10 protein-coding genes are annotated in these 12529 nt (G+C 40.4%); 4 read left to right on the top strand and 6 right to left on the bottom strand.

Annotated features, from left to right (window positions below; all coding sequences use genetic code 11):
• Positions 1-23 precede the first annotated feature (23 nt).
• Positions 24-1004: an ABC transporter ATP-binding protein gene (locus tag SJY45_RS12385; RefSeq protein ID WP_215437149.1), complete on the top strand. Its 981-nt coding sequence runs from the start codon at positions 24-26 to the stop codon at positions 1002-1004.
• A 3-nt stretch (positions 1005-1007) separates the two neighbouring features.
• The gene (gene arfB, locus SJY45_RS12380) at positions 1008-1412 is read left to right on the top strand and encodes an alternative ribosome rescue aminoacyl-tRNA hydrolase ArfB (RefSeq protein WP_400071056.1); all 405 of its coding nucleotides are present in this window, start codon (positions 1008-1010) and stop codon (positions 1410-1412) included.
• A 62-nt stretch (positions 1413-1474) separates the two neighbouring features.
• On the opposite strand, the gene SJY45_RS12375 is transcribed toward arfB, so the two are convergent.
• The 3 genes from SJY45_RS12375 to dinB all read right to left on the bottom strand — a co-directional run bounded on the left by SJY45_RS12375 (position 1475) and on the right by dinB (position 6173).
• Positions 1475-3949, bottom strand: coding sequence for a TonB-dependent receptor domain-containing protein (locus SJY45_RS12375; RefSeq protein WP_400071054.1), 2475 nt, complete (start codon positions 3947-3949; stop codon positions 1475-1477).
• A 75-nt stretch (positions 3950-4024) separates the two neighbouring features.
• Complete coding sequence (locus SJY45_RS12370; RefSeq protein WP_246560221.1) at positions 4025-4846, bottom strand: helix-turn-helix domain-containing protein; 822 nt, start codon at positions 4844-4846, stop codon at positions 4025-4027.
• Between the two features lie 226 nt (positions 4847-5072).
• Positions 5073-6173 carry a DNA polymerase IV gene (gene dinB, locus SJY45_RS12365; RefSeq protein ID WP_215437157.1) on the bottom strand — a complete coding sequence of 367 codons (1101 nt, stop codon included), beginning with the start codon at positions 6171-6173 and terminating at the stop codon, positions 5073-5075.
• Positions 6174-6201: 28 nt separating this feature from the next.
• On the opposite strand from dinB, the gene SJY45_RS12360 reads away from it, so the two are divergent.
• Together SJY45_RS12360 and SJY45_RS12355 are read left to right on the top strand one after the other, a co-directional pair.
• A complete protein-coding gene (locus tag SJY45_RS12360; RefSeq protein ID WP_400071052.1) occupies positions 6202-6876 on the top strand; it encodes an NAD(P)H-binding protein in 675 nt (224 codons plus the stop codon).
• Entirely contained in the window at positions 6869-7348 is a 480-nt protein-coding gene (locus SJY45_RS12355) for a CYTH domain-containing protein (RefSeq protein ID WP_215437163.1), read from the top strand. Before SJY45_RS12360 ends, SJY45_RS12355 begins: the two co-directional genes overlap by 8 nt.
• On the opposite strand, the gene SJY45_RS12350 is transcribed toward SJY45_RS12355, so the two are convergent.
• From SJY45_RS12350 to SJY45_RS12340, 3 genes are read right to left on the bottom strand one after another with little or no spacing between them, the layout of a single operon-like run.
• Entirely contained in the window at positions 7345-7944 is a 600-nt protein-coding gene (locus SJY45_RS12350) for a TetR/AcrR family transcriptional regulator (protein WP_400071049.1), read from the bottom strand. The genes SJY45_RS12355 and SJY45_RS12350 overlap by 4 nt on opposite strands.
• Positions 7945-7959: 15 nt before the next feature.
• Positions 7960-9363 (bottom strand): TolC family protein, encoded by a 1404-nt coding sequence (locus tag SJY45_RS12345; protein WP_400071047.1) that lies wholly within the window; start codon positions 9361-9363, stop codon positions 7960-7962.
• A gap of 7 nt (positions 9364-9370) precedes the next feature.
• Positions 9371-12517, bottom strand: a complete 3147-nt coding sequence (locus tag SJY45_RS12340) for an efflux RND transporter permease subunit (RefSeq protein WP_215913595.1) — start codon at positions 12515-12517, stop codon at positions 9371-9373.
• Between the last annotated feature and the right edge of the window lie 12 nt (positions 12518-12529).

Genomic DNA, 12529 nt, shown 5'->3' with positions numbered 1-12529 from the left:
CTAGGTATACAGAACACGAATGTATGTTACAAGTAGATCATGTTTCCTTTAGTTATGATGATGGTACTTCCGTTTTGGAAAATATTAACCTAAAGGTGGCCAAAGGCGAACATGTTTCCATTATAGGAGAGAGCGGTTGCGGAAAAAGTACCCTCTTAAAAATCATTTACGGATTGCTTCATATTGAAGTGGGAGAGGTGTATTGGAACGAAACCCAAGTTTTAGGCCCACAGCATAATCTTGTGCCGGGCGAACCGTATATGAAGTATTTATCACAGGATTTTGATTTGATGCCTTTCACTACGGTAGAGGAAAATATTAGTCAGTTCTTATCTGTTTTTGAACCTGAGGAGCTTCAAGAGCGTACGTTTGAGCTTTTGGAAATGATTGAAATGACCAAGTTTGCCCAAACCAAGGTAAAACTATTAAGTCGTGGTCAACAGCAGCGTGTGGCACTGGCTAGAGTTTTGGCCCAAGAGCCTAAAGTACTACTGTTGGACGAGCCGTTTAGTAATATTGATAATTTTAGGAAGAACAGTTTAAGGCGTAACCTTTTTGGCTATTTAAGACGTCAAAAAATAACTGTACTTACCGCTACGCATGACCATATGGATATGCTTCCGTTTGCAGATAGGGTGGTTGTGCTCAAAGATAGGTTCATTGTGGCTAAGGACAGTCCTAAAAACCTATATGAGCACCCTAAGGACCTGTATGTAGCCTCCTTGTTCGGCGAAGCCAATAAAATTCCCATAAACATTGTAAAATCCTATGCGGATACCAAAAGGCGCATTATTGTATATGCCCATGAATTTAAGGTTTCCGGTAAATCCGGTTTAGAATGTGTGGTAAAAGGAGCTTATTACATGGGAGGTCATTATATGATCGTTGGGATTTATGAAGGTGAGGATATCTATTTTAACCATGACAAGCCTTTAGAGGTGGGAAAAGTAATTTTTCTGAATATTTCTTTGGAAACCATAAACCAGCGCATGGCCGATTCTTAAACTATGAACAAGGCCCAACTGATTCAAGAATTAAATTTCAAAGCAGTAAGAAGCAGTGGTGCCGGAGGGCAGCATGTAAACAAGGTTTCTACTAAAATAGACCTTAGTTTTTCGGTTGAGGAATCTAACGGTCTTACCGCTATTGAGAAAGAACGCCTTTATAAGAAAATAGGCCATAGGCTTACTAAAGAAGGGGTGTTGCAAATGCAATGCGATGAAACCCGTAGTCAGCATAGAAACAAAGAATTGGCCATTACCCGTTTTTTAAGCCTCATTGAAGACGCTTTAAAAGTTAAGAAAAAACGGCGGAAAACAAAGCCATCACGATCTTCCATTGAAAAACGGTTGAAGCATAAAAAGAAGAACGCCCAAAAGAAAACAAATAGAGGAAAGCCCCAAATGGATTAAAACTCATTGGGGCTTTTTCTGTGGAATTTAAAACCCACTACTCAACTAAACATTAACTATAATTAAAACTCTTGCTTACCAAATTCACTGTCAATGAATTTGGATTTATTCTTGTTCTTATTGAAATTGTAGGATAGGTTAAGCAGTACCATATCTACTTCATATACATAGTTTGTGGTGGTAAAGAACTCACCTTCACGATAAGTGGTAATACGTTGTTCGTTCGTATCTAATAGTCCTAAATCTATATTTTGCCATTGTAGCGTAGCCGTCAATCGGTCATTTAAGAACGACTTTTTAAAGGTTAGGTTAGGCGAATAAAAACGGGAATCTTCGCCTTGTGCCGTAATCCGTTCGGAGAGGTAGTTAAAGGTGAATTGCAACGAAGCGGTTTCCGTAAAGTTATAGGTGCTGTTTGCGTTTATGGAGTACACAAAAGAACTGCTGTCTATATTTCTACCATCATATTCGCCATCAATGGTATAATTGTAAAGGTTGGCTCCAATAAAGTTAGACCAGTTTTTGGTAGGCTTTAGCTGCGTGCCCAATTCAAGTCCAAGAGACTTTGCCTTTCCAACGTTTGAATAGATGCGGTTTAGGATTGAATCGTTATAGATGGTATTTACTCTGTTTACCAAATTTTTGGTGTCGCGGTAATAGGCTGTGGCGAAGACCGAATTTCCGCCCTCAAAGTTTTTGCTGATACCCACTTCCAATAGGTCTATAAATTCCGGTTTTAGGGTGGGGTCTCCCTGTTCCAAGGTTTCTGAGTGCTCACGTTCCGGAAAAGGGTTCATTTTAAAAGTGGCGGTGCGTTCTACCCTTTTGCTATAAGCGGCCTTCAATTTTAGATTGTTCTCAAATGTATATTGAACCGATGCCGATGGAAACGGTTTTACATAGTCATAGGTATAGGTAGTGTCAATAAGACCTTGTTTGTCGCGAAGATCAAGTTCGCGATCCATGGCTTCGATACGTACGCCTGCAGCATACTCCCATTTATCCTTGGTACCTGTTAATTGCGCATAACCGGAATGGATGCTCCTTTGAAGGTCAACTTCGCTGGAAAATTCGGGAACTAGCTCAAAAACGCCACCAGTAGTATCATCCTTTCTTTCGTATACGAAATCACCTGTATGGTCCAAGTTTCGGTATTGGTAACCGGTTTCTAGTTGGCCAATGGTAAATGGTTTCCAGGCATAGTCCAATGATAGACGAATACCGTTAAGCGGGTTGTCATTGGTGTTGTATTCCTGTTGGTATACAATGTTCCTATCGGGTTGGCCCAAGTTATCGCTTTCGGTAGGTCCTCCTAACAGGGTGTATTCGTATAAAAAGGAAGTAGATAATTTTGAAGTATTTTCAAAAATATGGGAATAGTCAAAGCTTCCCAACACGAAATCACTTTTTCGGGTTCTAAGGTTGTGGTTATAATACTGAAAGGTATAAAAACGTTTTCCCCCAGCAGCAGGCGTAATCCCGTGGTTGTCAAAATATACGATATCGGCTAGACGATTCTTTTTTCTTTTCCCCCCGTAAAAACCTAATGAATAGGTGTTTTTATCATCTGGCGAATAGTCTACGGTAAACCTTCCACTGTAATTAATTTCATCAAAACTGCGCTCTCCGTTAGAAGGAAATTGGGTAAGGGTGTCATTTATGATGGTAAAAACATCACCTTCACGTCTGCCGCCAAGATCATTACGTTGGTAGCTGGCACCCATAGAGATATTCCAATCGCCTTTACGAATGTTATACGTGGCATCTGCGCCGTAACGTTGGTGTACCTTATCATTGCCATACGTTTCAATAGAGGGGAGACCACCTTTAATATTGATCTGGGCAAAAGTGCCGTCTGCAGCACCTTTTTTGGTGATGATGTTCATAATACCCGCTTTACCCTCAGGATCATATTTGGCCGAGGGGGCGGTAATTACTTCAACCCGCTCAATGGCATTGGCCGGAAGTTGGTTCAATAAATTGGAAGCATTTCCTTGCACGGGGTTTCCGTTGAGCAATACTACAAATCCGGTACTCCCACGAACACTTATTTCACCCTGTCCGTCCACACTTACCGAGGGGATATTCCTAACCACATCCGTGGCACTTCCTCCAAGGCTGTTCTGGAACTTTTTGGTGTCAAAAACCTGTCGGTCTATTTTGTTGATAACGGTTGCTCGTTCGCCTTTAACGACCACTTCTTCTAGTTGGGTGCCACCAATACTTAAGGTTATGGTTCCTAGGTCAACACCTTTTCGGTTCTGTACGGAAATATCCTTTATGGTCTTGGTTTCAAAACCAATAAAAGAAGCTTCTAGGTAGTAAGTTCCGTTTTTAATATTGTCTATAGAAAAGAAACCGTTTAGGTCCGTAATGACTCCGGTAACCAATTCTCCGTTATCCTGGTTAAAGACGGCAGCGGTGGCGTATTCTAACGGATAATCATTATCCCCGTCCGTAATTTTACCGGTTATTTGCGCCGATACCGAAAGCGGAATTATAGTGATTAGAAATACAAATAGATGAAAAGACTTCATGTTCAATAGGTTTGGTATTAATTAGGTGTCGAAATTACGCTTAACCCCTATTGAATTATGGTCTGTTTGAAAAAGTTAAGGTACGATCGCTACTTTTTTAAACTGTAGTGGTGTTTGTCCATCATGTCGTTTAAAGTATTTTACAAAGTGGGAAACATCCGTAAAGTCAAACGCATAGGCAATTTCAGTAACTGAGAGATCGGTGTAAAGCAACAAGCGCTTGGTTTCTTTTAAAATATGGTCTGCAATTACGGCAGAAGCGGTCTTCTCATGCTTTCTTTTGCAGAGGGCATTTAGGTTTTGTGCCGTGGTGTTCAGCTTCTGGGCATAGTAGGCCACATCGTTTTTGAGTTTGGTTTGCAGCAACTCATCAAAACGTTCTTCCAGATTGTTGGTAGATACAGTTTCATCTAGTTCTACATACGTCAATATTTTAGAGAATAGAGCTTTGAGAACCCCTTCTACCAGAATATCTCTGCTGGCACAATTTTCCTTGATTTCTTTGGATGCGATTTCAAAAAGTGATTGAATACTGGCATCATAAGATGGGTTGATTACCCTTTTGTTACCCAGCTGTTTTAGTTGTAGATTAATATGCTTGTCCAATGTCTTTTCTAAAAACCCTTCCTTAATAATAATTACAAAGCCTTCAGGAACGGTATCTATTTCCCAGTGGTGTACTTCATCCTTTTTAATGATAAATATTACTGGCGGCTCTATGGCGTACCCGGTCTCGTCCATATAATGCATTCCACTACCTGCACTAAAATAAACCAACTCCATATACTTATTGTGGCGGTGCGGTTTGGTGTAGCGCTTATTAACATCAAAGGGCTCGATCTTAATATCTGCCAAAGCAGAGATTTTGGTATAGGTTTTAATTTTGGTACGTATCAAATGGACTGATTTTTAACAAGACGTTTTTGCTCATGATCTGTGTAACCTACACAAAGATCAGGAGTACAGGTCTTGTTGTTCAAGCTAAGTATAAAGATAATAGATAAAACAGGTATTCACTGCCTTGGGATGATCGTAAATTCTAACACAAAGTGTTTAATTTGTAGCACTTTGGTGTAAATATTTAATGTGATGTTAAAATATTTAGACTTAAAAGATGTGTTTCTTAAAATTCAAATTTAAGTTGTACGGACACGGACTCCTTTTCAGAATTCTTTTTTTCTTTTTCTGTGTTGAGGTTGGCTAGAGAAATACCCAGCAGTCGTACGGAATTTTGCAATTTCTCCTGATATAAAAGTTCCTTTGCCGTTTCTAGGATAAGGCTTTTGGCGGAGATAAAATAGCTCAGGGTCTTGCTTCGTGTGTTTAGTGTAAAATCGCTGTATTTGATTTTTAAGGTCACGGTCTTTCCCGCAATGTTGGCCTTCTTTAAGCGTTTTTCCAGTTCTTCTGCAATATGCTCCAAACGTTCAAGCATGAACACTTCGCTACTTAGGTTTTCGTTAAAAGTACGCTCCGCACCAACAGATTTTGGAATACGGTGGGGTTTAACCTCGCTTGTATGAATACCACGCACCACGTTGTAGTAGTAACTTCCGCTTTTTCCAAAATTGTCTTCTAAAAATTCTATTGGTTTTTGTTTCAGGTCTTTACCGGTAAAAATGCCGAGTTTATACATTTTTTCGGCCGTAACCTTTCCTACACCATAGAATTTTCGGATTTCTAGTTCTTCCAAAAACTCCAATACTTCTTCTGGGTTAACCGTTTTTTGTCCGTTGGGTTTATTAATATCACTGGCAACCTTGGCAATGAATTTATTGATGGAAATTCCTGCGGAAGCATTGAGGCCGGTAGTCTCAAAAATTCGTTGCCGGATTTCCTTGGCCATCATTGTTGCCGACGGATTCCCTTTTTTGTTCACTGTAACATCAAGATAGGCTTCATCCAAGGAAAGCGGTTCTACCAAATCTGTATACTCATGAAAAATGCCACGTATTATTTTTGATATTTCTTTGTACCTATCAAAACGGGCCTTTACAAATATAAGTTCAGGGCAATTACGCTGGGCCACTACACTGCTCATGGCACTACGAACCCCAAATTTTCTGGCTTCATAGCTAGCAGCTGCAACCACACCCCTTTTAGAGCTGCCGCCAACGGCAATGGGCTTTCCGCGCAGGTCTGGATTGTCCAATTGCTCCACGGAGGCATAAAAGGCATCCATGTCTACATGAATAATTTTTCGCAATGGAAAATCGTTTGGCATACTGCAAAATTAAGTTATATTTAGTTGGATGGAAACACAAAGAAAAACAGCAATAGTACTAGGGGCAACCGGTCTTACCGGAGGCATTTTGCTTCAGCTTTTATTAGCAGATGACCGTTACGAAAAGGTAAAACTGTTTTCCCGTTCCACCGTGGGCGTTTCCCATGATAAATTGGAAGAGCACTTGGGCGATTTAATGCAACTGGAGCAGTTTAAATCGCATTTTACTGGAGATGAGGTTTTCTGTTGCATTGGTACTACCAAATCCAAGACACCCAATAAAACGGTGTATAAGGATATTGATTACGGAATTCCTACAACCGCCGTAAAACTTTGCCGTTCCAATGGAATCCCCACTTTTCTAGTAGTTTCCGCAATGGGGGCGAATGCAAAAAGTAGCATTTTTTATAATCGGGTAAAGGGTGAAATGGAAGATGCCGTTTTGGCCGAGGAAATTATGAACACTTATATCTTTAGACCTTCCTTAATTGGTGGCAAACGAGAAGAAAAGCGAATGGGAGAATTTTTGTTTAAGCAGCTTATGAAGGTAGTGAACCTTGTGTTGGCGGGTCCATTGGAGAAATACCGCTCCATTAAGCCGGAAGCCATTGCGGAAGCTATGTTGACTGTGGCAAATTCAGGATATGAGGAGCGTATAATAGAATCTGATAAGATTAAAAAAATAGCAACAGAAAGTGATTGAAATTGAGCGTAAATTTTTGGTTACGTCTACGGCGTACCAAAGTCAGGCTATATCTAAAAAACGAATTTTTCAAGGGTTTTTGAATACGGACCCCGAGCGTACCGTACGGGTGCGGATTATGGGAGATGAAGGTTTTATAACCGTAAAGGGAAAGGGCAACGATACAGGTGTTTCCCGCTTTGAATGGGAAAAAGAAATTGAGGTTGTTGAGGCCGAAGCCCTATTAAAACTGGCCGAACCCGGTAGCATAGATAAAATTAGGTATGAAGTAAAAATTGGGACACATATTTTTGAAGTAGATGAGTTTTACGGGGATAATGAAGGACTTACGGTAGCTGAGGTAGAACTATCCTCCGAAAATGAAAACTTTGAAACCCCGGAATGGTTGGGTGAAGAAGTCTCCGGTGTTACCAAATATTATAATTCCCAGTTGAGTAAACACCCTTTTAAAGATTGGGAAATAAAGGATTAGAGTAGGTGGTCGTTCTTTTCCAAGTAACTTAGGGTGGCTATTCCCCTTATGTTGTTGACTATAAAGGTTTTTAGAATTTCTTCGACCGAAAATTTTTCAAACAAATTCTCTTCCGTAAAAATCAGGAGGGGCAACCGCTCTAAGTAAAGAAGGCAAATTGTATTTACATTAATGTCTTTTTTAATATGACCCAGTTCTTGTGCTCGCAATAGAAGATCACGTACCGTAGTGTGAATATAGTCTGCCCTAAAGTGATTGAAATAGCTATCAACCTTAGGATAATATTTTCGTAGTCCATATAGAAAAGCCGGACTAAAATTTTTAAGAGAATCCAGTCCTATTTTGTACACTGCTATTACAGCTAAAATAGGATTGGATTTTTCTCTTTTGACACATTGATCCATTTTAGACCTGGTCTTGTTCAGAAATAAATCAAGACTTTCTTGGATTATAACTTCTTTGCTGGCGAAATTCTCGTATATCGTTTTTTTTGACATACCCATTTCATTCGCAAGCTCATCCAAAGTAAATCGTTTACTACCGAACTGGACAAATTTAGAAAGGGCAAATTCTAAAAACAGGTCTTTGTTGATCATGTGCCTAACAAGTGATTAATGCCATCCGCCACCAAGGGAACGGTACAGGTCTACTGTTGCAGATAACTGACCAAACTTGTTATTTATCAAGCTTAGTTCTGCATTCAGCCAGTTCTCCCTGGCGGTCAATAGGTCTAAATAGGTTAAGTAACCACTGTTCAATAATTCTTCTGAATTGGTCTCTGCGCGTTTTAAAGCAACCACTTGCTTGGTAACATAAGCTTCTTTTTCTACGGCTGTGTTATAATCGTACAGCGCATCCGAAACTTCTTTTCCAGCAGTAAGCAAAGCCTTTTTAAAGGTTAATAAGGCTTGCTCTTGTTGCGCTTGTGCCACCTCATAGGCCGTTCTTACTTTTCTTCCGTTAAAAATAGGTTGGGTAAGACCTCCAATAAGATTGGCAAAGATAGAACTGCTATCTATCCAATTGTCCAACTCCAAACTTTGAAAACCACCTTGTGCCGATAACGTAATGGACGGGTAGAAGTTGCTTCTTGCTACGTTGGTCAATTCAAAGTTATTTACCAAGCTATATTCGGCTTGCATGATATCCGGCCTATTTCTAAGCAACAATGCAGGAACACCTAAAGACATATCGCCAGTTATTGTTTGCTCGGCAAGTGTACCTCGTTCGTATGTTTGAGGTTGCTCGCCCATTAAAATGCTTAATGTTGTTTCCGTTTTGAATAGTGAGTTCTTAAGGTCTAACAATTGACTTTGAGCACTGTAAAGTTGTGCTGCGGTTTGGTCCACACCCACTTGATTGGTTTGCCCGGCTTCTTTAAGAGCCGTAATGGTTTCCAAACTTTTTACACGGTTTTCAATGGTCTCCTCTGTAACGGAAATTTGTTCGTCCAACGCCAACATTTGATAGTACGTTGTTGCTATCTGCGCCACTAAGCTTGTTTTTACCGCTTGATGAGCGGCAACAGTCTGCAAGTAACTGGCATCACTAGCTCGCTTTGTGCTTCTAATTTTACCCCAAATATCGGCCTCCCAAGAAACCGTACCCGAAGTTTCATATTGATTAAAAGGTTGCGTAAAGAAACTTCCAAATTGTCCGTTCTCACTTGTTCTTGCCGTTCTAGTGGCACTTGCAGCACCGTTTAAGGTAGGCAAATAACCGGCTTTTCCTTGTTTTACGTAAGCCTCAGCCGCTGCAATATTCTGCAGGGCTATTCGAATGTCCAAATTATTGTCAAGTCCCTTTTGAATATAGGTCTTTAAATAAGGGTCCGTAAAAAGGTCTTTATAAGAAACCGATGCGAAGGATACACTGTCCTGTGGCAGGTTATCCGTTCTATATAGGTTTTCTGTTTGCACCTCTGGTTGCTCATAGTTTTTGGCTACAAAACAAGATTGTAGCAAGAGCGGGAGCATGGCCACCAATAAGAATTTATTCATTATTAATTTCTTCATGATTTCTCTAGTTCTTTATTTCTTCAATAGTTTCTTGTGGCGCACCGGTAATACGCTCTTGGATGGTCTGGAAAATGACATATAGCGCCGGTATTACAAACACACCAAATATGGTACCTATCAACATACCTCCAACTGCACTCATACCAATGGATCGGTTACCTACGGCACCTATACCTGATGACAACGCCAATGGCATTAAACCAAGGATAAAGGCGAAGGATGTCATTAAAATTGGCCTTAAACGTGCTTTGGCACCATCTATGGCAGAATCAATAATAGACATACCGTGTTTTCTACGCTGCAATGCGAATTCTACGATAAGAATGGCATTTTTAGAGAGAAGACCAATTAACATGATCAGGGCAATTTGGAAATAGATATTGTTCTCCAAACCAGCTACGCTCACAAAACCTATTGCTCCTGCAATACCAATTGGTAAGGACAGTAATATGGATAATGGAAGGATATAGGATTCGTATTGAGCACTTAACAAGAAGTATACGAAAACCAAGCTCAAAATAAAGATTAGAACCGTTTGGCTACCCGCGCTATTCTCTTCCTTGGTAAGTCCAGAGTATTCGTAGGTGTAGTTATTTGGCAATACTTGTGCCGTAACCTCTTCAATAGCCTTAATAGCATCACCAGTAGAATACCCAGGATTCATGGCTCCGTTAATCTTAACCGAACTCAATAGGTTAAACCTGCTCACCACCTCAGGACCGTAAATTTTCTTTAACGATACAAATTGAGATACGGCAACCGACTCTCCATTGGCGTTCGTAACGAAAATGTGGTTCAATGAATTTTCATCTGCCCTATCTTCCGGTTTGGCTTGGATCATAACACGGTACTGCTTACCAAATTTGTTAAAGTCCGTGGTATAAAGCCCACCATAGTAGCCTTGCATAGCGCTAAATACATCCGTTACGGCCAAACCGGCCATTTTAGTCTTCTCAACATCTACCTCCAACTCGTATTGAGGGAAATTAGCATTGAAGTTGGTAATGGCGTATTGAACTTCCGGTCTTGCATTTATAGCTGCCAAAAATTCATTGGTAACTTTGTTTACGGTTTGCCAATCGTCCGCATCTTTACTCTGTAAGTTCATCTCAAAACCGGTAGAGTTACCAAAACCACGTACACTAGGTGGCGTAAAGAAGAATATTTTGGCGTCTTTGATGCCCGCCGTTTTTGCGAACAATTGCCCTACGACCGCTTGTACGGATTCATTATCACTTTCTCGTTCTCCCCAATCTTTTAGTCTAAGTACGGAGAAACCGTAAGAACCACCGTTAACACTGTTAAGGATACTAAATCCTGTAATGTTCATTCTGGCCTTGATCAAGTCCATTGAAGCATAAATAGAATCTAATTTCTTAACGGTTTTCTGTGTTTGTTCCAATGTTGTTCCCGGAGGCATAGTAACATCGGCAAAAACAATAGCTTTATCTTCATTTGGAATAAACCCTGTAGGTGTAGATTGGAATAGCATATACGCTATAACCCCAAACACTGCAATAGACCCCCAAGTGGCCCATTTTCTTTTGGCAATGAATTTTACGGAACCAACATATTTATCGGTAATCGCATTAAAACCGGTGTTAAAGGCCGAAAAGAAACGTTTTGAAATTCCTTTTTTATGTTCCTCGGACGGATTGTGCGGTTTTAACAGCAACGCGGCCAATGCAGGACTCAACGTTAAGGCGTTTACTGCCGAAATTAGAATGGCAATGGCCAATGTTATACCAAATTGCTGATAGAACACACCCGATGATCCACTAATGAACGATACCGGAATAAACACGGCGGACATAACCAAGGTTATAGAGATAATTGCACCTGAAATCTCGGACATTGCAGATTTTGTAGCCGTTTTGGCATTGGTTGCGCCTTCCTCCATTTTGGCATGGACGGCTTCGACTACCACAATGGCATCATCCACCACAATACCAATGGCCAGAATCATTGCAAATAAGGTTAACATGTTAATTGAGAACCCAAAGAGCGATAGAAAGAAAAACGTACCAATAATCGCAACCGGAACGGCAATAGCAGGTATTAACGTAGATCTAAAATCTTGTAGGAATATGAAAACCACTAAGAACACTAATAGAAAGGCTTCTATTAAAGTCTGTACCACGTGTTCTATAGATGCGCTTAAGAAATCTTTAGTGTTATAAGGAATTACGTAATCCAGACCTTTAGGGAAATCTTGGCTGCTTTCATCCAATATGGTTTGAATCTCATCAATAATAGCGTTCGCGTTAGAGCCCGATGTTTGAAAAATACCAACGGCAGTACCGGGCTTGCCCATACCTTCGTTTTTTGTTCCATAGTTAAAGGCACCCAATTCTACTTCGGCAACATCTTTAAGTCTTAAGAACTGTCCGTTTTCTTGTGCTTTTATAATGATATTCTCATACTCGGCTTCTTCAGAAAGACGTCCTTTATACTTTAAAACGTACTCGTAAACTCCATCAGCATTTTCACCAATTTTACCAGTTGCAGCCTCAAGGTTCTGCTCTCTAAGGGCATTTTGAATATCCGAAGGCATAAGCTTGTAGGCCGCCATCTTTTCTGGGTTTAACCAGATACGCATAGAGTAATCCTTAGAACCAAAAACGGTCACGTTACCAACACCTTCTATACGTTGTAATTTGGGTACAATGTTAATTCTGGCGTAGTTTTCTACAAAGGTTGCGTCATAATCATCGTTATCCGAGAATAAAGAAAAGAACAACAATGCACTGGTTTGCGACTTTTGAGTAATAACACCCGTCTGTACTACGGCCTGTGGTAAAACACTATTGGCCCTAGCCACTCTGTTCTGAACGTTTACCGCGGCAATATCCGGATCCGTACCTAACTTAAAAAAGACGTTAATGGTAGCGGCACCGTCGTTACTGGCACTAGAGGTCATGTACAACATATCCTCTACACCGTTTATTTGCTCCTCTAACGGTATAACAACACTCTTAAGTACCGTTTCTGCATTTGCTCCGGTGTAGGTACTTGTTACTTGCACGGTAGGTGGCGCAATTTCCGGATACTCTTCAATAGGTAGGGTCGTTAAACCTAGTATACCTAGAATAACTATAATAATCGATATAACCGTAGACAGTACGGGACGATCTATAAATTTCTGAAACATTGTTCTCTATTT

Source organism: Zobellia russellii (assembly GCF_044597075.1).
In the GTDB taxonomy this organism is placed as follows: domain Bacteria; phylum Bacteroidota; class Bacteroidia; order Flavobacteriales; family Flavobacteriaceae; genus Zobellia; species Zobellia russellii.
This window is presented reverse-complemented; position numbering and strand designations above follow the sequence as displayed.

Coding starts and splice junctions, on each gene's coding strand:
- SJY45_RS12385 (WP_215437149.1), top strand. CDS start 24: ATGTTACAAGTAGATCATGTTTCCTTTAGTTATGATGATGGTACTTCC.
- arfB (WP_400071056.1), top strand. CDS start 1,008: ATGAACAAGGCCCAACTGATTCAAGAATTAAATTTCAAAGCAGTAAGA.
- SJY45_RS12375 (WP_400071054.1), bottom strand. CDS start 3,949: ATGAAGTCTTTTCATCTATTTGTATTTCTAATCACTATAATTCCGCTT.
- dinB (WP_215437157.1), bottom strand. CDS start 6,173: ATGCCAAACGATTTTCCATTGCGAAAAATTATTCATGTAGACATGGAT.
- SJY45_RS12360 (WP_400071052.1), top strand. CDS start 6,202: ATGGAAACACAAAGAAAAACAGCAATAGTACTAGGGGCAACCGGTCTT.
- SJY45_RS12350 (WP_400071049.1), bottom strand. CDS start 7,944: ATGATCAACAAAGACCTGTTTTTAGAATTTGCCCTTTCTAAATTTGTC.
- SJY45_RS12345 (WP_400071047.1), bottom strand. CDS start 9,363: ATGAAGAAATTAATAATGAATAAATTCTTATTGGTGGCCATGCTCCCG.
- SJY45_RS12340 (WP_215913595.1), bottom strand. CDS start 12,517: ATGTTTCAGAAATTTATAGATCGTCCCGTACTGTCTACGGTTATATCG.